Origin of the sequence: Enterococcus sp. AZ179 (genome assembly GCF_050498885.1) — a bacterium.
In the GTDB taxonomy this organism is placed as follows: domain Bacteria; phylum Bacillota; class Bacilli; order Lactobacillales; family Enterococcaceae; genus Enterococcus_D; species Enterococcus_D entomosocium.
The window spans coordinates 1,261,074-1,287,581 of the sequence record NZ_JBMHEO010000001.1 but is presented as its reverse complement, the minus strand read 5'-3'; the positions used below and the strand labels follow the sequence as shown (position 1 = coordinate 1,287,581).

Genomic DNA, 26,508 nt, shown 5'->3' with positions numbered 1-26,508 from the left:
AAGATTAAGAACTGACGCTACTGTCTAATGACATAGTTAAGGGAAAACGTAAAGATCTGATGTCAAAGCTAAACCTTAAAGGAAAAGATAGGAAAAAAACGAATAATTGGGAAGTTACTATTTTTCGCTAATGAATTTAGACAGCAACATTATGGAGATAAAGGAATCACGATTAAGAAAGTTCACGATTGATAAAAACTTGCTAATAAATGAAACTATTTGACCTGTTCTTTCGTCATACCCTATAGAACAACGAAAGAGAGGAAATACTATGAGAAAAAAATTATTGTTAATAGCTATATTCTGTGCACTGATTCTTACGTTAGTAGTGGGTGTCACGTATAAGTATCTAATGAGTCAAGTGTATGGAGAAGAACAAACAAATTTTGAAACGCAAGTCGAAAAAACAATTAAAACTGAATTTTTTGATCGTGATATCACTCAGATTGAAGAATCAAAGAGTGGCGATAATCAATACAACAAATATTACCTGTACTATTCTGCGACTGAAAATAAAAATATTATAAAACAATTGGAAGCTCAAACTCAGGTTGCTTCGAAACAATTGAAGGATTCTCGGTCAATGGTGCTTTCCTATGTCAATGAGGAAAAGGTGAATGATGCCCTTATTAATCGACAATTAGTAACAAAGGAATATATTTGGGATGATAAAACAAAGTCTTTGAAATATTTAGGTGAATTAAAAGAATTATCTGAAATACTCTTATCCAAAAATCGAAATGAGCCTCGATTAAAAGATATTGTCAACGATGAATCAGACTTGCTTGCGATAAACAGAATTGTACAAGAACAGCTACTTAGTACTCGAACTAAATTAAAATCGACAATTGATGAAGAAGAATTAGATCAAGTGTTAACAAATGACTTTTTAAGCAAGGATAGTAAGATAACCATTCTCCCTCACTCAATACAAATCGCTTTTGATAAAGAGGTCTTAGGGGTGACAAAGATGAATGTCGACATTGAAAAAATTCTGCCTTTTATTGATCCAGCGATCGTTTCTGATAATAATCTGCCAAAAAAATCCTTAGACCAAAAAAGAAACTATGTCGCGCTCACCTTTGATGATGGACCTAACGATACGTCTACGAAAAAATTACTAGGAGAGTTAAAAAAAGAAAAGATCAAAGCGACTTTTTTTGTTTTAGGTCAGATGGTTGATAAGAACCCAGAGGTCGCGAAAAAAATAGTGGGAGAGGGGCATGAAATTGGCAGTCATTCATACACTCACCCAGACTTGACTCAAGTAACCCTGGATAAAGTCAAAGAAGAAGTACTGAAGACTGATAAGGCAATATTTCATGCTACAGGGGTATTGCCAAAACTCTTTCGACCACCTTACGGAGCAGTAAACGGCGCCGTTGCCAAAACCATCGGATTGCCTATTATTCAATGGAATGTAGACTCTGAAGATTGGCAAGTCAAAAATAAAGATTTGATTGTAAATAAGGTAATTGATACTGTAGAAAATGGATCAATCATTTTGATTCATGATATCCATGAACGTTCCGTAGAATCCATTCCAGAAATGGTAAGTCAACTAAGAAAAAGAGGCTATGAGTTTGTGACTATAAGCGAATTGCTCTCTTATGGACAAAAACCACTAAATCAGTATTTTGGTTTAGCTGACCAAAGAGAAATTAAATAGCAGTCTTTTCTAGTCCCTTGGAGAGTTGTGGAAGGAGTGATCTTTATTTTTAAGAATAGAAGTCAAACAAAAAAAGTGCGCTATTATGAGCATCTACTGGAAGAACTGATAGAAGGTAAATATGATCAAATGTATCGAATTGCCTACAGTTATGTTTATGATCATGAAGATGCTTTAGATGTCCTGCAAGATAGCTTTCAAAAGGCGTTAAAAAGCTTTAGAAACACAGTAGAAATTGATAATTTTCAAGCATGGTTCTATAAAATTTTAGTAAGAACCGCGATTGATCAATGGCGAGTGAAGAGACTAAGACCATTTGGATTAGCCTTTGAAGAAACTATAGAACTAAGTCATTTTCGTTTCGATCAAAGTGAATTTCTTGAACTAAAGGAAATTCTAGAGAGAACGCCTAGTCCGGAAAGAGATATCATCATTTTAAAATATTTTGATGGATTTACCTTGCAAGAAATTGCTCAAATACTTAATTTAAATGAGAATACGGTGAAAACGAAGATGTACCGTTCTCTTGTTCAATTTAAGCATCTTTTAAATTAAAAAAACAAGATATGAAAAGGAGAATGAGCGAAATGAAACAGCATACGTTTGATGAAGAAAACCAAGAACAATTAAAGCGTGAAATAGTTGCACGTTTTCAAATAGAAAAGGCAAAGGTATACGAAGAAAAGAAGCGAAAAGTACTTAGAAGAGGCGTCGAAAGCGTGATCTTGGTGGTTTTTAGTTTTTTGATTATGCTTCAAAATACTACCTTTAGAGGTTTTGCATCAGAAATACCTATTTTGGGGGATTTGGTATCAATTATAACTGGGGAAACGCTTCTGTTCAGTCAAGAGGAGGCAGAAATCACTATTGATGTGCCTAAGATAACAGAAGAAAATCAAGTGTATTCGCAATTAAATGAAAAATATCTCCGTGAAGGACAACGAGCATATCAAAGTTATATAGACGTAATAAATAAGGTGGACGAAAAACAAATGTATGTCAGTGGTACCTATGATGTGAAAGTCAATGATAATCGATTTTTAGTAATCGACCGTACATTTGAAGAGACAGTGGGGAGCACCAATGTCGAACATCGATTTGATACATTCGATAAAAAGAACGAGGTCTCATTATCATTAAAGATGTTATTTAAAACGGAAAACTATTTAGAGGTGCTGGCTCAGGAAATTGAGCACCAAATGAAAGAGCGGATGAGAGTAAATAGCGATATCAAATATTGGGTTTTAGACTATAATGATACAAATTGGTTGGAGAATGATCCGAATTTTTATATTAATGAAAATCATGAACTAGTTATTTCGTTTGATAAATATGAAGTTTCGGCTGGATACATGGGGACACAAGAGTTCATAATACCTACTACAGTATTGAAGCCGATCTTAGTTGACGAAAATTTTTTTAATTAGATCGATAAATCAGTTTAAGCTTATTCAGAAAATGATTTCTGGATAAGCTTTCTTTTTTTCGCTAGCAAGAGCGGAAAATAAAGCCTACTTTTCTAATTGGCTTTGATACCATGAGGGGAAAAAATCGATGAACCCAGAGTCTCTTTTATACACGTTTACTACAAAGGCAATAAAAAGTCCCTTGTTGTCTGCTTTTGTGAGTAACTTTTCCACAGTGTGGAACTCCCTGAGCCTTACTACCATTATTGGATTTGAAAATAATTAGAGAACTAATTATTAGATAGCGAATCTTTTTATTGACTTTCCTTTTTAACCGGTGTATATTCTTTTCGAATAGTTAGATATCTAACATTTGGCAAAGGGGGAGTCGTTTTGGAGGAACTGATCGTATCGAATTTGATGCGTTCCATTATGAATAAGTCACGGGAATCGATGGAAATGCGTATAAAAGACCTGGATATCAGTCAACAGCAAGGAAGAATGATTGCGTATATCGCACAAAATGAAGACAAAGGCTTGATTCAGAAGGATTTGGCCCAAGTGTTTCAACGTCGTGATGCCAGCATCACAAGTATGCTTCAAGGGTTAGAAAAAAAAGGGTATATCGAGCGCCGCATCCCAAAAAATAATGAGCGGCAAAAAAATATATACGTTTTACCTAAAGGAAAAGCGTTGATTGATCAAACCAATGAAGCTTTTTATGCGGCAGAAAAAGAACTGATCCAAGCACTGAATGCAGAAGAAGTCGAAGAACTGACTCGTTTGTTAAGAAAAATCGATCAAAGTCTATGAGCAATAAGCAGTCAATCACTGCTTATTGCCTTAAAGTTAGAATTCTAACAGTTAACTATCTAATAGAAGGAGGAATCATCATGGAAGAAGTCACAATGAATGAATCCAATATTTACTACTTAAGCGAAAGTCCGGTGCGAAAGGCAATTGCCCATTTATCGATCCCGATGATGGTTGGTATTTCAACCACGACGATCTATAATTTGATTAATGCCTATTTTATTGGATTGATCCATGATACCAATATGATGTCGGCGATTACCTTGGCGATGCCCATTACGATTCTGTTGATGGCCGTTGGGAACATGCTGGGTGTTGGTGGAGGAAGCTATATCACACGACTACTAGGCAATGGAGACACTCAAAAGGGCAAGAAAGTTGCCGGCTATGCGTTTTACTCGAGCATCCTGCTCGGTGTAATCATAGGGATTGTCGCAGTAATTTTCATGGATCCATTTATTCATTTACTAGGAGCAGGTGGGCAGACATTTTTGTATACAAAACAATATTCACTGATTTTGTTTGTTGGTGGAGCATCGTTCATTTTAAATTTTGCTTTGGAACAATTGGTGCGTTCAGAAGGGGCATCAAAAGAATCAATGTATGGCATGTTTGTCAGTGTTGCAGTGAGTATCCTACTTGATGCATTATTGATTCTCGTCTTTAACCTACATGTGATCGGTGCAGGGCTATCACTGGTGATTGCGAATATCGCTTCAACAACGTATTATGTCTGGTTCCTAGAAACGAAAAGCGAGACATTGAAGGGCTTTTTAAAGAACATGAAACTTTCAATCAAAGATCAGCTAGAAGTTTATAAAATAGGGATATCCGAGCTGTTTAAATCAGCTTTCATGATCGTCACCACATTATTATTGAACAATTTTTCTGCTGAATATGGAGACAATGTTGTGGCTAGCTTTGGTATCGCTGTTCGAATCACGCAATTACCGGAATTTTTAACAATGGGTCTATTTTTGGGCGTCATACCGTTATTTGCCTACAGTTTCTCTGCCCATAACACGAAACGAGTGAAAGAAGCACTGAAAGAAGTATCTTTGTGGATAGGTGGGATCTCCATCCTTTTTGCATTGATTGTGTATTGGTTGCGAGTGCCTGTGCTGGGGTTATTTACAAGTGATCCTCGTGTGATCCAAGTTGGCTTAACGATTTTAGGGGCACAGTTGGTTTCTTCGATCTTTAATGGTTTCTCTGGTTTATTCACGGGCATCTTTCAGGCATCTGGACTAGGTGCTCAGACCGGAGTGATGTCCACGATTCAAGGAACATTCTTTATTCCGATCGTTTTATTGCTGCATCATTTCTATGGATTGGATGGATTGATTTGGTCAATGACGATTACAGAAGGTATCGCGTTTGTTGCGGGTGTCTTAATGATGATTCCTTATCTAAATAAACTAAATAAGAATGATCTGCCCGCCATGCAAAACCAGTAGCATATAAGAAGCAGGTACGTTTGAACTATTGGTTTCTGGTTGAAAAGATAGCGAAAGGTTTCTTTTCGAACATCCTATAAGGAAAGCCCAACGAAGCAAATTTCGTTGGGCTTCTTTACTTGCTATATATTTCCTTTTCGTTAAAGTAAGAGGAGATGTTGATTCTGTTATACTTACTATTGAAAAAAACTCCATTTCAAGGATAAACGATCTTTTTCATGTATCAATAGAAGAAAAGCGTCTAAAACAAATGCTATTAGCAAAATTATCAAGCGATTGAGGAATCTACTATGCAAAAAAAAATTTATAAAGTTGTCTCTGTCTCGAATAACAGTCGTCTGTTTGCGATTTTAATGGCTTTTTCAGGTGGGGCATTAGATGTCTATTCTCATAATTACTTTCATGGATTAGTTGCTACTCAGACGGGGAACATTATTTTGATGGCTTCGAATTTATCCCAATATAATTGGCAGCAAATGCTGCCTAAAATCGTATCGATCATTTTGTTTACGGTAGGATTTTTATTAGGTATTCTTCTAAAGCGCAGCAATTTCAGTCATTATTGGCGCAGTTACACCATGCTACCTGTTATTTTATCGAGCTTGATCATTCCATTGTTGTCTCAAAACTTGCACCTTTTTAAAATTGGTCTGCTTGCTTTTGGCAGTGGCTTGCTGATGCTGACGTTTACTGGAACGCAAATCGAAGGAAATCCTTATACGATCATGATGACCTCAGGAAATTATCGGAAAATGCTAAATGAATGGTATCTGTATCTGACCTCACGGAATAAAACGTCGCTTCAAAAACGCAATGCCCATAACTATACGATCGTCGTGCTCTCATTTGTCATTGGTGCTTGTTTACTAGCCTTTATCAGTCTTATTTTGAAAAAATATTCAATTTGGATCGTAACCTTCACGTTTCTGCTGGCACTTTTTATTGAAATCCATCAAGCGAAAAAGACGATTCGATAGTCAAAGAAAAACCGTCAGAGGGACTCCTTCTGACGGTTTTTCTTATAAGCTGAAACAGGAATATTTTTTAGAATGTCCTCACAGCTCCGCAATCTTCCGTACGGTATTGATGGTTCGAATCGTAATCTGTTTGCCGACGCTGGTGCTGGCTGTTTTTTTCCACCAATTGGTTTTTTGATAGTCTTTGCGGAGGTAAGACCAGAAGACGACGTCTTTGTAAGGAAAAACCTGTTCAAGGGTGGCATTCGGAGCCCCGAGTTTTTCAGATAACACCTCGTAGGACAGTGAAGGCATCAAAAAGATCAGGTTGTCATAGATGGTTTTATCTTCCGTTCCTGACCAGTCAGGTATATGGGTCAAGCGTTCCTGCAGCTCTGTTTGGCGAATGATATAAATAGCGATATCAAAGGAAAAGTACCGTTTGATCATTGCTTGAATCATTTCGACAAGGGCTTGTGGATCATCCTCTTCACTGGAAAAAATCACATTGCCGCTATTCAAATAAGTGACCACATTGCTAAACCCCAATTCTTCAAAACCGGCTTTCAATTCTTTCGTAGAAATTTTGTTCTTTCCACCGACATTGATGCCTCTTAATAAAGCGATGTATCGTTGCATGGATAACCCCTCCTTTAAACCCCTTCTTTTAGCTGATTATAGAATGGATGGAGCGGAAGCACAATCCTGGCTTCTCAGCTACCCAAAATACGTGAGCGAGAAACGACTAATACAAGATTATTGGCGAGGTGGATACAGCGCGGGGCTTTCGAGCTTGGCGGTTTAGTAAAAATGAAGATGAAAATATCCGTAAATGCTAACAACCCTCACAAATTTGCTCAAGCAAGCGAATTTGTGAGGGTCACTTTAAGTCGTTTTCTCTGTTTCTGGCTTCGTTGCTAATCCACCGCAATCCTCACAGACACGGTCTGTACGGGGACATCATAAAAGGGATCTTCTCGTCGGCCTAAAAAGTCTTGGGCTTGTTGAGGGAAGAGGGCGTACATCAGCACGTCTTCTTCGCTTTTGGCATACTCAGCGATTTCTTCCCGAAAGGCTGGCAGTTGCGGTGCCAGTAAATCAGCTGGTCTGACGGTGATCACTTCGGCATCTCCGATGATTGTTTCTTTGATTTCGTCGGTGATGGGTGCTGGCGATTGACCGTAAAGTCCTTTGACGTAATCTTTGATCTCACTTGGGACAAGTTTGTAACGTTCTCCTGAAATCACATTCATCAAGGCTTGGGTACCGACCATTTGCGACAATGGGGTCACTAGTGGCGGATAGCCCAAGTCTGCTCTGACTTTTGGTACTTCTGCTAGGACTTCTTCATACTTGTCTTGCAATCCTTGTTCCGTCAATTGGCTGAGTAGGTTTGACAACATGCCACCAGGTACTTGATAGATCAAGGTTTTAGGTTCAATATCTTTGACTTTTGGATTCAGCAGTCCTTCTTCACGGAAGCGATCACGAACGGGATTGAAATGTTCAGCAATCTCAGCGACTTTCTGCAAATCAAGTCCCGTAGCAAAGCCGCAATCTTCTAAGGCGATTGCCACAGATTCGGTTGCTGGCTGACTGGTGCCGCCAGCAAAGGAGGAGATGGCGGTATCAATGATGTCTGCACCGGCTTCCGCAACTTTTAAGTAAGTCATCTCAGCGATGCCGCTGGTGGCATGGGTATGGACTTCTAGCGGTAGATCGACGGCATCTTTGATTCGGCTGACCAGCTCGTAGCCAGTTTGCGGTGTCAAAACGCCTGCCATATCTTTGATACAGATGGAATCGGCGCCGAGGTTTGCCATTTTATGGGCAAGGTCGACGAAGTAATCCACCGTATGGATTTGGCTAGTAGTATAAGAGATTGCTGTTTGACAGTGTCCGCCGGCTGCTTTTGTGGCGCGGATGGCGGTTTCTAAATTGCGGACATCATTTAAGGCATCAAACAAACGAAGAATGTCGATGCCGTTTTCAACCGATTTGGTAACAAAGTCAGCAACGACGTCATCGGCATAGTTTTTGTAGCCTAAGAGATTTTGTCCCCGTAAGAGCATTTGTAGTTTGGTCTTTTTCACTTCTTTGCGGATTGCGCGCAATCTTTCCCATGGGTCTTCATTTAAAAAACGCAGACAAGCATCGAAGGTTGCGCCGCCCCACATTTCAAGGGCATGATAGCCTGCTTGATCCATGGTTTTTAAAATCGGTAGCATATCGCTGGTAGGCATTCGTGTAGCGATCAGACTTTGTTGGCCGTCCCGCAAGACGGTTTCGGTAAATTGGATTTTTTTCATTCTTTCACTCTTTCCTGAATGATTTTACGGATCTGCTGCTGCATATCTGCTACGCTATGAGTTCTAGAACGGCCACAAACTTTGGCATCTTGTTCACAGACGTAGCAGCTTCTTGTCGGCAGTCCGATTTCGGTGCGGCTGATAGGTAAAAGCTGGTCTTGGGTTTTGGCTAAGACATCCAGATCCACCAATCGACCATAAGGATGATGGGTCTCAATCTGAACCATCATTCGTTTTAGTTCATAAGGATCTGTGGGTAGTACGAGATAATATTCCGGTCCAGTTTCCAAACTACGGTAGAGGTTTGCCAGTGGAATCAGTTCCTTGACGGCCTCTTCGATTTCCGTAATGAGTTCTTCAAAAACGGCGGTCAATGGGGCAGAATTTTTCACGGGACCGGGAATATTCATGGTGGCAACAAGCAATGCCGCTTTTTCATCCGCAGCGAGAAGCTCCCGTTGAAGCGAGCTTCTATTTTCTCGTGCCTGCAGCATGTCGATTAGCGTCACAGGGGTTCCTGAAAATAGGGCATCAGACATTTTTGACCACATCAATGATCGTGCCATCGCGGTATTCGATCAAAGCGACGGTTTTTTCCCCGTACTTGATTGGTTCGGGTTGACCGACAATGCTGTAGGCTTTTTCTTTTAGCTCTTCAATGGTGTATTGGGGAATATCCAATGCTTCAAAATGGCTGATCAAGTCTTTGCGAGCAGGATTGATGGCGATCCCGATTTCCGTAACGACAACATCAATACTGGCGCCCGGAGTGACGATCGTGTTGACGGTATCGACGATCGTTGGGATCCGTCCCCGCACAAGAGGAGCGATCACTAAGCTCATTTTGCACGCCATACTAGTATCTGAGTGGCCGCCAGAGGCACCGCGGATCACACCGTCAGAACCGGTGATGACATTGATGTTGAAATCCGTGTCGACTTCCAGTGCGGAAAGAATGGCGGTATCCAATTGATTGATAAACGCCCCTTTGCTTAACGGTGAGGCATACATATTGGCATCGATCTCGTAATGATTGGCGTTTTTCCCTAGCGATTGCGCGGAAGGATGATCAAAGTCTTGGACATCGATCAGTTTTTCCACTAATCCTTCTTCTAACAGTTCCACCATGGCATTGGTAATGCCGCCGAGGGCAAAGCTGGCTTTGATCTCATCTTTGATCATCGCTTCGCGTAAAAAACGAGAAACGGCTAATGCGGCACCGCCTGTTCCGGTTTGGAAGGAGAAGCCTTGTTGGTAGTAAGGCGAGCTGGTGATGACCTTGGCTGCATACTCAGCAATCAGTAATTCCTTTGGATTTTTGGTAAAACGGGTCGCGCCTTTTGCGATCCCTGCAGGATCACCGATGGCGTCGACTTCCACGACATAATCGACATCCGTTTGGGGAATGCTGATTGGGGTATTTGGAAACGGCACCAGGGTGTCGGTGATGATCACGACTTGATCGGCGTATTTTGCATCGACCATCGCATAGCCTAGTGAGCCGCAGGTTGCTTTTCCGACGGTGCCATTAGCATTGCCATACGCATCTGAGCTAGGGGCCCCTAAGAAGGCGACATCGATGTGGATATCGCCGGCGGCAATGGCACGAGCCCGACCGCCATGAGAACGGATAATGACTGGGGCATCCATAATGCCTTCGGAGATTGCGGCACCGACTTTGTCCCGCAGCCCGCTGGAGGTGATATTGGTCACGACCCCAGATTTGATATGTCCGATCAATGGTTCATGGACATTCGCGATGGAACTAGGGGCAATCGCAAGATTCTTGATGCCCATTTTTGCGATCTCGTCTAAAACGAGATTCATGATAAAATCCCCTTCGCGAAAATGATGGTGGAAGGAGATCGTCATGCCGTCCGTTAACCCTGTTTTTTCAATGGCTTCACGAATACTGCCCAAGACCTTGCTTTTGCCCGGCAGGACTGGCTCGATCTTGCGACTCGCTTCTTTGTAGGCATGGATATTGGCTGTTTCATTTTCGAAGACCCCGTATTGGGTGGCATAGCATTCAGGGATATCTTTTCCTGCTTTGTTTAACACCATAATTACACTTCCTCCTCGGTAATCAATTTCGCTGCTTTGGCAAGGGCAATCACGCGTTCCGCTCGCTCAACGATTGGTTTATCGACCATTTTGCCATTCAAGGAGATCACACCAGAACCTTTGCTTTCGGCTTCACGAATGGCCCATATCACTTCTTTGGCCTGTTGGATCTCGGCTTTTGAAGGCGCATAGATCCCATTAACTAGGGGAATCTGCCGGGGATTGATCACTGATTTTCCGTCAAAACCAAGCTGCTTGATGCGGGTCGTTTCAGCGATAAAGCCATCTGTGTCATTGATATCAGAAAAGACGGTATCGATGGCGGCGATCCCCGCAGCTCTAGCTGCATGCAAAATCATACTGCGGGCAAACAACAACTCTTGCCCATCTGGGTAGCGACGGGTTTTCATATTGGTGACATAATCTTCTGCCCCTAAAGCGATCCCGATCAAGCGGTCGGAAGCTGTGGCGATGTCTCGGGCATTTAAAACGCCTTCGGCCGACTCGATGGCAGCCATCATTTTGGTGGTTCCTACAGGCAGATCGTTTTCTTCTTCTACTTGTGTGATCACAGCGGCAACGTCAATGATATCTTGGGCGGTTTCGGTTTTCGGTAGTCGAATGACGTTGACCCCCGCTAGGACCATCGCTTCGATATCAAGGGCACCCACCGTGTCGAGGCCGTTGATGCGCACGACGGTTTCGATGGCAGAATAGTCAAAGGTTTTTAAGGCAAAATGCACCAGGGTCCGAGCAGAGTCTTTTTCATTCAAGGAGACCGCATCTTCTAAATCAAACATAACGGAATCGGCGCCATACAATGGCGCATCCCGTAGCATGGCAGCATTGGCTCCTGGTACAAACATCATCGTTCTTCTTAAACGTTCCATGTGTCGATCTCCTTCCAAGCATACTGTTCTTGTTCGGCGGCCCGATGAACGGCGGTCAGAGTTCGGGCTTTGATGGTACAGTCCAATGCGCCTTTATCGGTGGCAGTGATTTTGGCCTGTGTCACGCCTAGATGGTTCAGCGTCTCAAGGATGACGGTGCGAATTTGTTTGCCGAATTGTTTTTCGACACTGCTATCGAGGGTCAGCTCGATGGTTTGGGTTGTGGTGGGCTCGATCGCGATCAAGATATCACTGGATTCAACAGAGCCAGCAACCGCACTTTTTTTGATTTCCACTTATTATCACCTCTAAATATAGTTATGCTGCATTAAAAATGAGAACGTTGTTTCTGGCAAAAATTGCTGCAAGGAAAGTAAATCTTTTTCTGCAATCGCTTTCCGAACTTTAGTAGCCGAAACGGTTGATTGGTTGATCTTCAGACGGTCGATCACGATCAGTTCAAGCTCGGGAGAAAAAACGGCAGCCATTGCCTCATTGTAGAGTTGGGTCACGGGTGAGTAAGGCTCTGAGCCTACAAAACGCGTGGTGATCGCCAACAGCGGGGCAATTTTTTCTTTGAAGAGGGTTGCATCAAAGGCGGCTTGTTTTTTGGCAATCGCCTCAGGTGCTTGCTCTTTTAAGAAATAACTGGGAAAGACCGCTGAAGAGACGAGATAGTTGTTGGTCGGCAGCACCGTTACATTTGACAGGTGAGCCAAGCCCTCCGTCACCATCTGCAGCCGTTCACTGGCAGAAAACTGTGAGCGGTCTTCTGACAAAACGAACACATAAACCTGCTCTTTTTGACTCGCAGCTGTTTCAACTAAGTACAAATGTCCCTTGGTAAAAGGATTGGCGTTCATCACGATCGCGCCGTTGTTTTGTCCGATTCGCTGCCGTTGCAGTTGTTGGGCATAGCTTTCATAAGAAGGAACGCCTTGTTCCATGAACAAGATGTCTTGCGCAGCGAGCACTTCACGAAACCCGAGAGATTCAAAAAACAGACGATTTTTCGGTGCTGTATAGACGAAGGACTTGGTATAGCCCTCGTCTTTGATATGATCGCTAAGGTGCGAAATCAATTGCGTCAACAGCTGTTCGGAGCGTTTTTTTTCACAGACCACCACATACTTGATGATATTGGCATAGCAAGAAGCAGTAGCAATCAAGGTTTGCTGGTCAAAAATGCCGACGGTATAGGCAACTTCTTCACCGACGGCTAAGCCAGCACGGGTGATCAATTTTTGCCATTGCAAAAAGACTTCCGGATCTTTTTGCAGCCAGATTCTTTTTAGGGTATACATACAATGCCTTCTTTATTTTTTTACTGGGAAGAGCTTCGACAAAAGCAAGGATGCGAAGTAGATGATCAGGATCACGACAAAGACGCCGCCCCAACCGAATAACAACAATTCAAATGAAGTCAGTAAATCTTGACTCATAATTTTCCTCTCCTTTCTAGTGACCTAAGCAATCAGTGCCAGCAGTAAGCCACCGGCGATGACCGAAGCAATCTGTCCTGAAACGTTGGCACCGGCTGCATGCATTAAGATAAAGTTTTGCGGATCTTCATCTGTCGCCATTTTTTGGATGACCCGGCTAGACATTGGAAACGCAGAGATTCCGGCTGCGCCGATCATTGGATTGATTTTTTCTTTACGGAACAAGTTCAGCACTTTCGCAAACAACACGCCGCCGACCGAGTCCATAATGAAGGCAACCAGCCCTAAACCAATAACCATCAATGTATCGACTTGTAAAAATTCTTCATATTGCATTTTCACAGAAATTGATAAACCTAGGAGGATACTGATGATATTCACCAGTTCGTTTTGAGCGGTGATGGACAAACGATCTAAGACACCACATTCCCGCAAGAGATTTCCGAACATCAAAAATCCGACCAATGGCAATGAAACAGGAGCAATCAACCCTGCTACGATCGAGATCACGATCGGGAACAAAATTTTTGCCGTTTGCGAAACTTCTCCGGCACGATACGTCATACGGATTTTTCGTTCATGCTTGGTCGTCACTGCTTTGATGGCTACCGGTTGAATGATTGGTACTAGCGCCATGTAAGAATAAGCTGCCACCATGATCGCACCCATATATTTCGAGTTCAGCGTATTTGCGACAAAAATCGACGTTGGTCCGTCAGCGGCACCGATGATCCCGATGGAAGCCGCGTCGTTTAAATCAAAGCCAAGCAGCACGGCAACGATGATCGTAAAGAAGATCCCGAATTGTGCAGCGGCACCAAACAACAAAAGAAATGGATTTTGCAGCAATGGACCGAAGTCGATCATCGCACCAATCCCGATAAACAAAAGCAAAGGGAACAATTCAGTTGAGATCCCCATATCAAACAATACTTGGAACGGGCCAGCTTCTCCACCAGCACTTAACACACCTGAGTTCGGGAAGTTCACTAACAACGTGCCCAATCCCATAGGGACCAACAAGGTTGGTTCATATTCTTTCTTGATCCCCAAATACATCAATAGACCACCGATGAGCATCATAACGATCCGTCCCGGCTCCGATCCTAACCCGACTACACCTTCAATTAACGTTTCCACTACGTCACTTCCTTTTCAATAAATTAGCCGATCGTAATCAGCAGTTCTCCTGGGTTGACCATGTCGCCCGCATTGACTGCAATGGCAACAACGGTTCCTGCTTTTGGTGCCACGATTTCATTTTCCATCTTCATGGCTTCTAAAATCATCAATGATTGGTTTTCTTGCACAGTATCCCCCACATTGACCAAGAGACGTAAAATCGTTCCCGGCATTGGAGAATGAATCGGCTCGCCGTCAGCAGGAAGCGTAGCTGGCGCTGGCTGTGGTGCTACTTCTGGTTCTGGTGTGCTGACTGGTTCTGGTTGAGCAGGTGCCGCTGCTGGAGCCGGTGTTGGCACTGCTGGGGCAGGAGCGGTAGGTTGCGGGGCACCGATTTCTTCCATTTCGACAAGGTATTCTTGCCCATCGATCGCTATTTTAAATTTACGTAACATGTTTTTCCCTCACTTGTTTTCATTTTTTTTGGCTTTTTTTTGATTGTGAACTGAGAATCTGATAGCTCTCCGGCGGCGATACTGGCGGCAATCAGGGTGACTCGCTTAAATTCAGGATTGCGTTTCTCAATTCTTCGAATGACAAACTGACTTTCAGGGGAACACTCGGCACCTAGTGCGGCGGCTATCAGACTGACTAACGGATAATCTTCTGCAGGCGCCGGCTGATAGCCCGACACTTCTTGCCAATCAGACGCGGGTGGGTCCGCTATCATTTCCCTTGGCTTCAGAGGAGGACTGACAGGCGCATCTGGTTCATCATGCGTTTTTTTGAACAATCTTTTAATAAGATTCATGGGTTTCTCCTTTCTCAATGATTCGTTCCCTTTCATTATAGAAACTCCCGTTCAATCAGCGAGATTTATTTCGGCTGAAAATTGTTTTTTCAGTGTTCCTTTTTTGAGAAAAGAGTGAAAAACCGATATAAACGTTGATTTATCAAGGTTTTTCTTGCGTTAATATTCTGTTAAGAACTTTTTAAACGAAAAATAAGATTTGAAAAGAGAAATTGTTTTTTTGCTGTTCTTTTTTTAAACGGGTCTTTTTTTCTATTTCTTGATTGTTTATTCTTAGACGTGTAAAGCATTCAATAACATTATTTCCTTTAAGAAAAGAAAAATATTCACAAACTAGTGACGCTTGTCGCTAACAAATTACGGGCCTGTAATTTTTTTAAAATGTTTTTTGATAACGCTTACACATTTCGATGCATGAAAGGAAGAAGAAAATGTTCTTAACAATTTTGTCCTATGCCATGATTATTGTCTTCATGTTTGTCATCATGAAGAAAAAAATGTCACCCTTTACATCCTTAGTAATTATCCCATTACTATTTACCCTCGTTGCGATGGTTGCTGGTGTTTCCGAAAAAGGCAACATCGGTGATTTTGTCCTTGAGGGCATCTCGACAACAGCCAACACAGGAATCATGTTGCTGTTTGCGATTTTGTACTTTTCCATTATGTTGGATGCCGGTTTGTTTGATCCAATCACGAAAAAAATGATTTATTTTGCTAAAGGCGATCCGATGAAAGTCTTGATGGCAACGGCAGTCGTTGCCGCTGCGGTCTCTTTGAACGGTGATGGAACGACCACTACCTTGATTTGTTGTTCTGCGTTTATTCCCATCTACAAGAAGCTGAATATGAAAATGATGAACCTTGGTGTCTTGATCATTTTGCAAAACACCATCATGAACTTATTGCCATGGGGCGGACCGACTGCCCGAGCAATGGCCGTGCTGGAAGTTGATGCGGATATTCTTTCTTATTTGTTGCCAGGAATGATTTTGTCTCTGTTATATGTGATTTTCTTCGTGGCTCGCAGAATGGGGATCCAAGAACGGAAACGTTTAGGGGTTACGGAACTGACGAACGATGAGATATTAGAAATGACGACTGTGACTGATCCTGATACATTAGCGATCCGCCGTCCGAAAAACTTTGTCTTCAACGGTATCTTAACGATCGTCTTGATTGGCTGGTTAGTAGCAAGCTCCTTTATTTCTAGTATCGCTTTACCACCAATCTTGTTATTCCTTGTAGGTACTTGTATCGCATTGATGGTCAACTACCCAATTTTGAAAGATCAATCGTCACGGATCGGTGCCAACGGCGGCGACGCTGTGCAAGTCGTAATTTTAGTTTTTGCAGCGGGCGTCTTCATGGGCTTGTTCCAAGGCTCTGGGATGGCTACTGCCTTAGCGAATAGTTTCACGCAAATCATTCCTAAACAATTGGCTGGTTTCTGGGGGTTAGTTATCGCCCTGATTTCCGCACCTGGGACCTTCTTTATTTCCAATGATGGGTTTTACTTTGGGGTTCTACCGGTCTTAGCAGAAGCGGGTCGTTCGTATGGCTTCACCAATATGCAGATGGCCTTGGCGTCCTTAATGGGCCAAGCGTTCCACTTGTTAAGTCCATTGGTTGCCTTCATCTACTTGCTATTGCGCTTGACTGGCTTAGATATGGGGCAATGGCAAAAAGAAGCGGCGAAATACGCACTGGGGATTTTCGTGATCTTTGTCGTTACGATCGTACTATTAGGTCATATGCCGTTTTATATTCCACAGTAACTTCATAAAGAAACTATCGAGCAGGCTGCCATTTTGCTCGGTAGTTTTCCTTGTTTATCGATATATCTATTTTTTCCCAAAAATCTCATTTGTTTTTAGTATGATAGGAGTAAATCATGAATCCAATTATTGATGCAGTAAATAAAAATCTGGATCTGACCAAAAATAAACCATTAAAAGATTTGATCTATGAAGCGTTCAAAAAAACCATCATTTTAGGAGACATTCCCGCAGGCTCTCGCATCAATGAGAAAGAATTTTCCGATACGTTAAACATCAGCCGGACCCCAATTCGTTACGCCATGACTCAGCTGGTGGCTGAAAAACTGGTGGAACACGTACCAAAAATCGGCATCGTCGTAAAAGGGATCAGTATCAAAGATGCTTATGAGATTTACGATATCCGCAAATCATTGGATACATTGGCGACTATCAAAGCAATGGCCTTGATGAGTGAGGAAGATTTCCGGGAGATGCGCTGCTTGTTAGAACATGGCGAACAGCTGAATCGTGAGGATGATGTGGATGGGGTCTTGAAAAACTTTTCTGACTTCAATGCGTTTATTTACGAAAAAAGCCAGATGCTGCGGTTAAAAAGTATCGTGCTGGATCTGCAAGCGTACCTCGTGTATTTTCGTGACATTGCGATTCGCTCTTCTAGAAGAAGGGATGCGGCATTGGCGGAACATTGGCTGATTTATCGCGGCATGAGAACCAATGACACGGAACAGATCACGTTGTTGACCCATGAACATTTGGATCACTCCCTGCAATTTATTCTTGCTGAAATGGAGCGAAGAAAAATTGACTGATTCCCGTCTTTTTATCGCCAGCAGCTATGCAGTCAATGCGCTGCATTATGAGGTAGCGTTAGCACCCAAGCCTGGTTTAGTAGATCCTTGCTCCTCTGGTGCGCATCAGGACATGAATGTGTTTACCTTTATCAACAGTATCACTTGTTTGGCGCCTTTTTTTCAGCGCTATAGCCAAGCTGGCTTTGCCCATACAGGCGCCCTGATCCAGCTGTTTGACCAGTTACGTGGGATCGGTCAAGAAGCAGAAGAAGCGATGCTTCAGGCAACCAAAGGCATCAATACCCACAAAGGGGCGAACTTTTCCTTTGCAGTTTTGTTGGGGGCGACAGGAGTCTATTATCAACAGCATGACAAGGCTGTGCTGACGGCTGAAGATACTAATCAGATCCTGCGGCTTGCCGCCAACATCTGCCAGCATTTGGTCAAGCAAGACCTGCAGCAAATCACCCACAAAGACCAGTTGTCTTACGGAGAAAAAAATTATTTGACCTACGGCACGATGGGGATTCGTGGAGAAGCCGCAGCTGGTTATCCAACGGTTAAAAAATTGCTGGAGTACTTACGGCAGCAACCACAAAAAACCTCCGTTTCCTTGTTGCGAGGGTTGGTCTATCTAATGAGTGAAACCGAAGACAGCAACCTCGTCCACCGAGGCGGCTACGAGGCGATGAAGACCGTGCAGCAGGAAATGCAAAAAATTCACCAAGCCAATCTGTCGGATACAGACTTGCTTCGTGAATTAACGACGTATGATCAAGTATTGATCGCACGCCATTTGAGTCCTGGCGGGTCGGCGGATCTTTTAGCCTTGGCCCTTTATTTCTTGCAGCTAGAAGGCGTCTCCTTCTGGTAAAAAGGTATAGCCGATCCCCCAAACGGTTTTCAAAAAACGGGCTTGCTTCGGCTCATCTTCAATTTTGTTTCGCAGATGATTGATAAAAACCATCACGGTATTGGCATCGAATTGGCCATCTTGCCAAACATTGCTGTAAATCTGTTCTTTCGAGAACACTTGATCCGGATTTTCCATGAAAAAGCGCATCAGCATGATTTCTTTTGAAGACAACTTGATGGGCTGGTCATTTTTGAAAAACTGATAGCGTTTTTGGTCAAAACGAAACATGCCGCTGCACAGATCGCCTTCCGGTTTGGCGATCCCTTTTTCTCGCAGCACGTTGCGGCGATCAAGAATCGAAACGATTTGTGCTTTTAAGAGTGCCGGTGAAAAAGGCTTCGTAATGTAGTGATCGGCGCCAATCTCATAGCCGTTGATCATGTCTTTTTCGTCACTTTTTCCGCTCAAAAAAACGATCGGCACCGTGGGGTTTTCTTCCCGAATCAGTTGTGCCAAATGATAGCCGTCATTTTCATGCTCTAAACTGATATCCAGTAAAAAAAGATCAAAGCTGACACGAGAGTTGATCGCAATCGTTTTTTCAACGGAATCGGTCTGGTAGATCAGAATACCCGTCGACTGTAAAGATTTCCAAATCAGCCGCCGAATGGCAGGGTCATCATCAACGATTAAAATTTTTTCATCTCGCAAAATATCCGCCTCCTGTATCAATAGTATTATAGTAAATATGAAAGGGGTTTACAATGAAACCGCCATCAAAGTTTTGGCTGTATTTAAGTGTGGTCGCTACCTTATTCATTACACTGATTGGACTTATTTTTACCTTTACAAGTTATAAAAGCGCACAAAGACAAGCTGAAACCGTCGGGTTGCGGCAGTTGGAAACGGTCAATCAAGCGGCGATCAAGCTGATCAGCCGCAGTATCGAATCGTACCACATGGCTCTTACCAATTATGCCGATGACCACCTCGAAGGCGCCGCCTTGGCTGATTTGCAGCGCCCCTTAACGTTACCAGTGATCAATTCTGCGAACAATGCCATGGTCGGATTGTTTTTGATCGACCAACAAGGTCAGGTCATCGCCCAAAATACCGCAACGTCTATAAATAAACCACAAGATCCAACGATGCAGGAACTGTTATTTAAAGATCCATCCTTAGACAAAGTATTGGCGGGTCGGCAGGTACAAAATGGGCAAGTCTATTTCGATGGTAAAGAGGCCTATTTAAATGTGTATCAGTCCCTAACCCTTGACGACAAAGAAGCGGTTCTTGTGATGCCTTTGAATCTGCAGCGCATGTATCATCATGAATTTACCACCGATCGCAATGTTTCCGGCTATACGATGGTCAAAAACGCCGATATGCGGATCGTTATGCACCCATCGGACGAACAAATTGGTTTTTCCATCGTTGAGAGCCGCAAAAAAGAATTTCCAGAGCTGGATTTCACCGATCTTGAGCGCTTGGAGCAAGAACAAATCGACAATGAAGAAGGCACCTCCGTCTATTATTCTTATTGGTGGAACGAAGAAACACTGCAAAAAGTGCTGAAATTGGCTGCTTATCAATGGATCACCATCGGCGACAGTCGGCTGATCGTCGCCAGCAATGCCGATTTTTTGGAGCAAAGCGGTCTCTTCTTACAAGACAACTTGATTTTGATCGGCCTGCTGGGTTTGTTGTTTGTCATTATGATTTTATTGACCGTACTGATCAAAAACTACATGAAACGCAATCAAGCCTATGTCGAAAACCAAGCATTGAAAGAACGACAACGGCTGTTAAAAGAAAAGCACGAAATCGAAAAAAACATTTTGCAAGAATCAAAACTGGAAACCATTGGCTTGCTAACGACCTCAATCGTCCATGACCTAAACAACTTTTTGACGCCTATGATTGGTCATCTGCAATTGCTGATCGAGGAAAACCAACACGATGAAGTCTTAGTGGAGGACTTGCAAGAAGTCTGCAAAGCGGCGGAAAAAGGCAAAGAGTTATCCAGCAATGTGCTGCGTTTTTCGAAACTCGAAAGTGCCGATAAAACTGTGCAGTCGATTGCTACTACCTTGACAGAAGCCATCGATACTATGCGCGCACTGTTGCCAAAAGCCTTTTCCCTTACGTATGATATCCAAGAAGTAGGATATGCCGTCTACGAGAAGATCGATCTGCAAGTCATCATTTACAATTTGTTGATGAATGTGTACCAAGCAAATGCCGATTGCAGCATTCGATTGAGTCACACTTCGACAGAGAGCGCCACCTTTCCGTTTCGTAAGCAAGCTTTCTCCGCACAACAGGAGTTTGCTTTGATCGAAATCGTCGACAACGGTCCCGGCATACCAGAAGCAATCCAAGAAAAAATCTTTACCCGCTTTTTCACGACCAAGAGTGCCACTGGCGGTACTGGTCTAGGACTCTTTACTGTCTCTTCGATCGTGGAAAAAAACGACTGGTTGATCGATGTTACAAGTACGCCTAAAGGAACCACCTTTTATATTGGTATTCCTCTAACTGATCCCGAAAAAGCCACTGAACCCAACTGATCCAATGGGATGGTTTCAGTGGTCTTTTTCTTGGGCATGCTGGAAGGCATTGATTTTTTGCAGGACTAGCAAGACCAGTACCAAGACAAAAATCGCTAGAGCAAAAAATAGGGCATCGTTCGCCATGCCTTGCGTCAGCAATAGCTCGCGCAAAATCGCAGTAATACTGATCAAAATCAAGTAACGGACGGGAATATGGTGTCCGTCCTTCATATACCGCAGCAACATCAAAATGATTTCTAACAAAATGAATAACGTGGCAATTTCTTCAATCAAAAAGGACAGGTGGGGCGCTTCACTTAAAGGAAAGAGCGTCGTGCTGATCATAAAAATCGCTTTTCCCATAAAAATCAAGACGACAACGACTAAGATCGCTAACATGCTATCAATACATATACTGATCACTCGCTCGAACATCCGGGTCAATTTTTCCATTTGCCACTCCATTTCTGCTTTTTCTTTTATTATACAAAAGAAGGCGCAGGACAAAGGGAAAAGAACAGTGAAAGAACAATCGCGGCAATATCTTTTTGACCGCGAACTTAACGGTCATTCTATGAGCGGGACCTTTGTGGCAGCTTTGAATAGCAGAAATTAGCGAGGAAAATATAGTATCTTTTTCCGATAAAATTAGAAAAAAATGAGAATGAATAGTTAAAATATACACAAATTATTACGAGACACTTAGTTTCTTTTTTTGTTACAATGGTTAAATAAAATAGAACTCTGTTGAAATGTTGCTTAAACAATGTTTTTATCGCTATCGAATGGAAAAATAGTCCGATCGCAAGATGTTTACCATTGTTAATAAAGTAACAAGTTAAGCGGGGTTCGCAAGAAAAATGCTTCTTTTCTCATCATATATGACGGGGATCAGTGAGGAGAAAAGGGCAAAAAGAAAAACGGAGGGAAACAAATGAAAAAAAGTGGATGGTCAAAATGGGTGATTGGGGCAGCCTCATTATTGTTGCTTAGTGCATGTGGTGCCGATGGCGGAACAAAAGCCAGCAGCAGTGCGGCAAGCTCTTCTTCAGAAAGTGAAGTCACTTCAGGTGCTTCCCAACAAGAGTATACCGATCCAGCAGAGTTAAAAGATCAATATGATATCGTCATCGTTGGTGCTGGCGGTGCAGGGATGGCAGCAGCCTTGTCGGCTAAAGATGCTGGAATGAATCCAGTCATTTTAGAAAAAATGCCGATCGCAGGCGGAAATACCTTGAAATCTTCTGGCGGAATGAACGCATCAGAAACCAAGTTCCAAGAAGCCCAAGGCATTGAAGATTCCAATGAACTATTTTTTGAAGATACACTAAAAGGTGGTAAAGGAACCAACGATCAAGATCTGCTGCATTATTTAGTAGACAACTCTGCTTCAGCGATTGATTGGTTGGATTCAATGGGGATCACTTTAGACAATATCAGCTATAGCGGTGGTGCCAGTGTAAAACGGATCCATCGTCCTCATGACGGTTCAGCAGTCGGTACGTATTTGGTGGATGGCCTGTTGAGAAACATTCATGAGCAAGAAATTCCTTTATTTGTAAATGCTGATGTGACAAAAATCAATGAAACAGACGGCAAAGTCACTGGCGTCAACGTGAAAATCAATGGCGAAGAAAAAGAAATCGCTGGTGATGCAGTTGTTGTTACTACTGGTGGTTTTGGCTCCAACAAAGAACTGATCGAAAAATACCGTCCAGATCTGAAAGGCTATGTCAGCACGACTTCTGAAGGAAGTACAGGCGATGGTATCAAGATGATCGAAGAATTAGGCGGCGCAACGGTTGATATGGATCAAATCCAAGTCCATCCAACAGTGGTTCAAGATACAGGGATGTTGATCAGTGAAACCGTTCGTGGAGAAGGCGCCATCTTGGTGAACCAACAAGGAGAACGTTTCTACAATGAATTAGAAACCCGCGACAATGTTTCAGCTGCCATCACAGATCTGCCAGAAAGCTATGCCTACTTGATTTTTGACAATGCGTTAGCAGGTAGAGCCAAACAAGTCGATTACTACAAAGAACAAGGTGTAGTGGTAGAAGCTGACACCATCGAAGCGTTAGCTGAAAAAATTGATGTCGATCCAGCAACCTTGAAGAAAACTTTAGATACATGGAACCAAGCAGTGGCAGACAAAGCCGACAAAGATTTCGGTCGTGAAACGGCGATGGACTATGATTTGACGGAAGGACCATTCTATGCGATTCAAATTGCACCTGGGATCCACCATACAATGGGCGGCGTCAAGATCAATACGAAGACCCAAGTGTTGAAAGAAGATGGCACACCAATCACTGGCTTGTATGCAGCAGGTGAAGTGACCGGCGGTATCCACGGACAAAATCGAATCGGCGGCAATGCTGTAGCCGACATTATGGTCTTTGGTCGCCAAGCAGGCGCGCAATCCTCTGACTATGTGAAAGAAAATGGGAAATAGGCGGCTGTTTTTTCCTAAAAAAGATCGTCTATAAAGAAAGAAACTTGGAACGAATCCTCTTAAGTGATTAGGAGGAGAATCGTTTCAAGTTTTTTTGTATTTCTCACTGAAAGGACGGAAAACTAGTCATTATAATCTTATAATGATTAAGTCGTTTATCATACATATATAAATAAACTATTTATAAATGTAGGGTTTGCTTTTCAATGAATCGGAATCAAGGAATAAACGGATAGGATTGGTTTATTCGATGATAAAAAATTTTAGGAGGCAGAGTATGAAAAACGCATTGGTAAAATGGTCGGTCGGGGTGGCAATCTTACTTGGAGGGACCTTGTTCTTCACGGGGAAACAAGTATTTGCTCATGGTTATGTGGAATCACCGGTCAGTCGGGGCTATCAAGGGTCTTTGGATCGCAATACGTTAGGGTGGAGCGCTGCGTTTGAAAAATATGGCAATGTCATTTCAAACCCACAATCATTGGAAACCAAAAAGGGCTTTCCAGAAGCAGGACCAGTAGATGGTCGTATCGCTTCGGCAGATGGTGGACTCGGACAAATCGGGGACTTTGTTCTTGATGAACAAGGAACCAATCGTTGGACCAAACAAGACATCAATCAAGGACCATTGCGGGTCAATTGGCACTATACAGCGCCTCACAAGACCACAAAATGGCATTACTATATCACGAAACCAGGTTGGGATCAAAACGCGCCACTTTCAAGAGATAGCTTGGAATTGATCGCTACTGTGAATCACGATGGTTCGGCTGCCAGCAATAGCCCAAGCCATACCATTACCATTCCAGAAAATCGTCTCGGTTACCATGTCATTTTAGCGGTCTGGGATGTTGCCGATACGCCAAATGCCTTTTATAACGTGATCGACGTCAACGTTTCCGGCTCAACGGTCATTCCCGAAAAACCAGCAGCACCGGCAAATGTCCGCTCAGAACGAGTGACTAGCAGCACGGTGGCTTTAGCATGGAACGGTCAAACCGATGCGAAAGAATACAACGTGTATCGCGATGGTGCCTTAGTGGCAACGACTACTGAGCCAACTTTTACCGACACACAATTAAAAGCCAACACAACCTATAGCTATCAAGTAGAAGCAGTCGGCTTTACTGCGTTAGTTTCAGAAAAAAGTGCTGCAGTGAAAGTGACTACCTCAGCAGACAATCAAGTCGAAACCCCTTCGACACCAGGCAACCTGCACCAAATGAGCGTGACAGACAGCAGCGTTTCCTTAATGTGGCAAGCATCGACTCATACAAATGGGATCGCTGGATATGACGTTTACCGCAATGGCGTCAAAATTGCTACGGCCACAGGAACAACCTATGAAGACACGAATCTAGCAGCGGATACAACCTACAATTACCAAATCAAAGCAATCAGCAAAACGGGCGAACAATCCGCTTTCAGTAACCAGCTGAGCGTGAAAACCAATGCCAAAGAAGAAACGGAAACACCTGGAGGCGGGGAGTCAGAATACCGTGTGTGGAAACTAGGTACATTCTATGCACCAGAAGTGTATACAAGTGGTGAAATCGTGAGCCATAAAGGCAGCAATTATGTCGTGATTAACACCCACTCAAATTACGGGGACACCACTTGGTCTCCTGATCAAGCACCAACCTTGTTTAAGAAGCTGTAACCCTTGAATGAATCAGGAAAGCAAGAGCAGTGCGGAGGCACTGCTCTTTTTGGCTCTTTTATGAGTGAATGGCTGAATCTTTGTTCGATTCGTGCAACCAATTGGACGAATTCGTTTGAGGAATGCAAAAACAGGTGCTGCTATGCATCATGCGTAGCAGCACCTGTTTTTTGTTTTAGATCAAGAATAGAAGAAACGGATCAAGATTCCACCTAGAATCAGCACGATCGCACCGCATAAACGGTTGGCCATTTGGGCAAAAGCAATCATTTCCATTCTATCAGAGGCAGACAATACAGCGATATTACCTGTTCCCCCCATCGAGTTGTTGATCATACCGGCGCCAATTGCGGTTTCAACGGGATACATCCCCAATACCATCCCGAAGAACCAGCTGGCAGCCCCCATAGATACGACACTGGTTAGGCAAAGCACGACAAATTGCCATGTAAAGGCAGAGGCCAGTGTTGACAGATCGATCAATGCCAAACCAATCCCCGCCAAAACCGCGTGGGTCAAATTCGTCATTACAACATTGTTGAACATCACCACAGAATCTTCGAGTTTCTTAGGGACAATATTCAAGGCTTTCAGAATAAAGACAATCACGATCATAAAGGCATACTCGTGAATTTTAGGGAAAAAGTCGCTTAAAATCGCACCAACGACCAACAGTGAAAAGGAAAACAGCATCCCGACCCCGATTTGTTGGACATCAAGCGTTATTTTTGGTTTTTCTAATTCTTCTTTCGTGGCATTGATCAGGGTGCCATGGCCATTGTATTTGGTTTTAGCAAAGGCCTTTGCGATAAATAAAGCACCAATAATGGCAAGAATATTCCCGAAAGTAACTGCTGGCGCTAATTGAGAAAAGATGGCGGCTTGATTGCCGTTTGCCAAGCCATCAGCATAAATTTGTGAAAGTGGGGTGATTCCCGCCCCCATCCCGCCAGACATCATTGGTAGAGACACATACATCACCGAATCAGCAAAGCCATTGCCTAGCAGCATACCGACAAGGCCGACGGAGAAAAAGCCTACTACCATGGTGATCAAAGCAACAGGAATGAATTTCGTAGAAGCCTTCACCAACAAATTGCGGTTCATACCTAAAATCGAGCCGCAAATCAAAGCGGCAATATAGAAATCAAGAAAACCAAAACCGCCCCCCATGAAGTCACTGACCGCGTCAATGACTTTCGTGGGAACGAGATGGAAGGAGGCCAAAAGGGTGGCACCAAGCAGGGTAAAAACTGACCCACCGCCAAGATAAGAATTCATGATCGGGAGTTTTTCCCCAATGAAATACAGCAGGTGTCCTAAGGCAACCAGTAAAATGGTGATCCCAACCATATTTAATGGCAACTTGTCTAAGGCAATCGCACTGAATATGACAACCATGAAAAAGAGATACAAGGGAAGACTAATTCCCGAAATCGTCATCGTTTTTAATTTATTCATTTTTCAGACC

General features: G+C 43.0%; 26 protein-coding genes. 12 read left to right on the top strand and 14 right to left on the bottom strand.

Translation table 11 applies throughout. The features are described 5' to 3' along the window. The first annotated feature begins 271 nt into the window (after positions 1-271). From IGI88_RS06140 to IGI88_RS06115, 6 genes are all read left to right on the top strand, one after another. On the top strand, positions 272-1,669 hold the full coding sequence (locus IGI88_RS06140; protein ID WP_142437252.1) for a polysaccharide deacetylase family protein: 1,398 nt from the start codon (positions 272-274) through the stop codon (positions 1,667-1,669). A gap of 36 nt (positions 1,670-1,705) precedes the next feature. Further along, entirely contained in the window at positions 1,706-2,224 is a 519-nt protein-coding gene (locus IGI88_RS06135) for an RNA polymerase sigma factor (RefSeq protein ID WP_005233050.1), read from the top strand. 32 nt (positions 2,225-2,256) lie between these two features. After that, entirely contained in the window at positions 2,257-3,096 is an 840-nt protein-coding gene (locus IGI88_RS06130; RefSeq protein WP_429960279.1) for an RsiV family protein, read from the top strand. A 411-nt stretch (positions 3,097-3,507) separates the two neighbouring features. Beyond that, complete coding sequence (locus IGI88_RS06125) at positions 3,508-3,888, top strand: MarR family winged helix-turn-helix transcriptional regulator (protein ID WP_429960842.1); 381 nt, start codon at positions 3,508-3,510, stop codon at positions 3,886-3,888. An 80-nt stretch (positions 3,889-3,968) separates the two neighbouring features. Next, entirely contained in the window at positions 3,969-5,345 is a 1,377-nt protein-coding gene (locus IGI88_RS06120; RefSeq protein WP_142437248.1) for an MATE family efflux transporter, read from the top strand. Between the two features lie 290 nt (positions 5,346-5,635). Beyond that, positions 5,636-6,322 carry a YoaK family protein gene (locus IGI88_RS06115; RefSeq protein WP_142437247.1) on the top strand — a complete coding sequence of 229 codons (687 nt, stop codon included), beginning with the start codon at positions 5,636-5,638 and terminating at the stop codon, positions 6,320-6,322. 78 nt (positions 6,323-6,400) lie between these two features. Here the strand turns inward: IGI88_RS06115 and IGI88_RS06110 are convergent, their stop codons facing one another. The 11 genes from IGI88_RS06110 to IGI88_RS06060 form a co-directional block, all read right to left on the bottom strand. Further along, positions 6,401-6,940, bottom strand: a complete 540-nt coding sequence (locus tag IGI88_RS06110; protein ID WP_142437246.1) for a DUF1697 domain-containing protein — start codon at positions 6,938-6,940, stop codon at positions 6,401-6,403. A 278-nt stretch (positions 6,941-7,218) separates the two neighbouring features. Next, on the bottom strand, positions 7,219-8,610 hold the full coding sequence (locus IGI88_RS06105; protein ID WP_101699532.1) for an oxaloacetate decarboxylase subunit alpha: 1,392 nt from the start codon (positions 8,608-8,610) through the stop codon (positions 7,219-7,221). Then, positions 8,607-9,149, bottom strand: a complete 543-nt coding sequence (gene citX / locus IGI88_RS06100; protein ID WP_223347143.1) for a citrate lyase holo-[acyl-carrier protein] synthase — start codon at positions 9,147-9,149, stop codon at positions 8,607-8,609. Before citX ends, IGI88_RS06105 begins: the two co-directional genes overlap by 4 nt. Further along, the gene (gene citF, locus IGI88_RS06095) at positions 9,142-10,674 is read right to left on the bottom strand and encodes a citrate lyase subunit alpha (protein WP_016613723.1); all 1,533 of its coding nucleotides are present in this window, start codon (positions 10,672-10,674) and stop codon (positions 9,142-9,144) included. The genes citX and citF overlap by 8 nt, the downstream gene beginning before the upstream one ends. Positions 10,675-10,676: 2 nt before the next feature. Continuing rightward, entirely contained in the window at positions 10,677-11,564 is an 888-nt protein-coding gene (gene citE / locus IGI88_RS06090; protein ID WP_005230463.1) for a citrate (pro-3S)-lyase subunit beta, read from the bottom strand. Beyond that, on the bottom strand, positions 11,552-11,860 hold the full coding sequence (citD, locus tag IGI88_RS06085; protein WP_194188583.1) for a citrate lyase acyl carrier protein: 309 nt from the start codon (positions 11,858-11,860) through the stop codon (positions 11,552-11,554). Before citD ends, citE begins: the two co-directional genes overlap by 13 nt. 12 nt (positions 11,861-11,872) lie before the next feature. Further along, positions 11,873-12,868: a [citrate (pro-3S)-lyase] ligase gene (citC, locus tag IGI88_RS06080; RefSeq protein WP_086332776.1), complete on the bottom strand. Its 996-nt coding sequence runs from the start codon at positions 12,866-12,868 to the stop codon at positions 11,873-11,875. Between the two features lie 12 nt (positions 12,869-12,880). Beyond that, on the bottom strand, positions 12,881-13,006 hold the full coding sequence (locus IGI88_RS06075) for an OadG-related small transporter subunit (RefSeq protein WP_008381833.1): 126 nt from the start codon (positions 13,004-13,006) through the stop codon (positions 12,881-12,883). A 24-nt stretch (positions 13,007-13,030) separates the two neighbouring features. Beyond that, on the bottom strand, positions 13,031-14,146 hold the full coding sequence (locus IGI88_RS06070; protein ID WP_005233072.1) for a sodium ion-translocating decarboxylase subunit beta: 1,116 nt from the start codon (positions 14,144-14,146) through the stop codon (positions 13,031-13,033). Positions 14,147-14,169: 23 nt separating this feature from the next. Continuing rightward, positions 14,170-14,583: an acetyl-CoA carboxylase biotin carboxyl carrier protein subunit gene (locus tag IGI88_RS06065; protein WP_140966066.1), complete on the bottom strand. Its 414-nt coding sequence runs from the start codon at positions 14,581-14,583 to the stop codon at positions 14,170-14,172. Further along, complete coding sequence (locus IGI88_RS06060; RefSeq protein WP_429960278.1) at positions 14,562-14,939, bottom strand: hypothetical protein; 378 nt, start codon at positions 14,937-14,939, stop codon at positions 14,562-14,564. The genes IGI88_RS06065 and IGI88_RS06060 overlap by 22 nt, the downstream gene beginning before the upstream one ends. A gap of 431 nt (positions 14,940-15,370) precedes the next feature. Here IGI88_RS06060 and IGI88_RS06055 point away from each other — a divergent pair, with 431 nt between their 5' ends. The 3 genes from IGI88_RS06055 (at position 15,371) to citG (ending at position 18,385) form a co-directional block, all read left to right on the top strand. Next, positions 15,371-16,717 (top strand): CitMHS family transporter, encoded by a 1,347-nt coding sequence (locus IGI88_RS06055; RefSeq protein ID WP_034872423.1) that lies wholly within the window; start codon positions 15,371-15,373, stop codon positions 16,715-16,717. A 116-nt stretch (positions 16,718-16,833) separates the two neighbouring features. Then, positions 16,834-17,529, top strand: a complete 696-nt coding sequence (locus tag IGI88_RS06050; RefSeq protein ID WP_005233081.1) for a GntR family transcriptional regulator — start codon at positions 16,834-16,836, stop codon at positions 17,527-17,529. Continuing rightward, complete coding sequence (gene citG, locus IGI88_RS06045; RefSeq protein WP_260605075.1) at positions 17,522-18,385, top strand: triphosphoribosyl-dephospho-CoA synthase CitG; 864 nt, start codon at positions 17,522-17,524, stop codon at positions 18,383-18,385. The genes IGI88_RS06050 and citG overlap by 8 nt, the downstream gene beginning before the upstream one ends. On the opposite strand, the gene IGI88_RS06040 is transcribed toward citG, so the two are convergent. Further along, entirely contained in the window at positions 18,362-19,078 is a 717-nt protein-coding gene (locus IGI88_RS06040) for a response regulator transcription factor (protein WP_008381846.1), read from the bottom strand. The two genes, citG and IGI88_RS06040, sit on opposite strands and share 24 nt — an antisense overlap. 53 nt (positions 19,079-19,131) lie before the next feature. On the opposite strand from IGI88_RS06040, the gene IGI88_RS06035 reads away from it, so the two are divergent. Continuing rightward, positions 19,132-20,937, top strand: coding sequence for a sensor histidine kinase (locus IGI88_RS06035; RefSeq protein ID WP_086332775.1), 1,806 nt, complete (start codon positions 19,132-19,134; stop codon positions 20,935-20,937). A gap of 15 nt (positions 20,938-20,952) precedes the next feature. Here IGI88_RS06035 and IGI88_RS06030 read toward each other — a convergent pair whose 3' ends face one another. Continuing rightward, complete coding sequence (locus IGI88_RS06030) at positions 20,953-21,372, bottom strand: phosphate-starvation-inducible PsiE family protein (protein WP_008381850.1); 420 nt, start codon at positions 21,370-21,372, stop codon at positions 20,953-20,955. A gap of 481 nt (positions 21,373-21,853) precedes the next feature. On the opposite strand from IGI88_RS06030, the gene IGI88_RS06025 reads away from it, so the two are divergent. Both IGI88_RS06025 and IGI88_RS06020 read left to right on the top strand, forming a co-directional pair. Then, positions 21,854-23,377 carry a flavocytochrome c gene (locus tag IGI88_RS06025; RefSeq protein ID WP_015510577.1) on the top strand — a complete coding sequence of 508 codons (1,524 nt, stop codon included), beginning with the start codon at positions 21,854-21,856 and terminating at the stop codon, positions 23,375-23,377. Positions 23,378-23,654: 277 nt separating this feature from the next. Continuing rightward, a complete protein-coding gene (locus IGI88_RS06020) occupies positions 23,655-25,037 on the top strand; it encodes a lytic polysaccharide monooxygenase (RefSeq protein WP_429960277.1) in 1,383 nt (460 codons plus the stop codon). A gap of 180 nt (positions 25,038-25,217) precedes the next feature. On the opposite strand, the gene IGI88_RS06015 is transcribed toward IGI88_RS06020, so the two are convergent. Further along, positions 25,218-26,498, bottom strand: a complete 1,281-nt coding sequence (locus tag IGI88_RS06015) for a 2-hydroxycarboxylate transporter family protein (RefSeq protein ID WP_086298859.1) — start codon at positions 26,496-26,498, stop codon at positions 25,218-25,220. Positions 26,499-26,508: the final 10 nt, after the last annotated feature.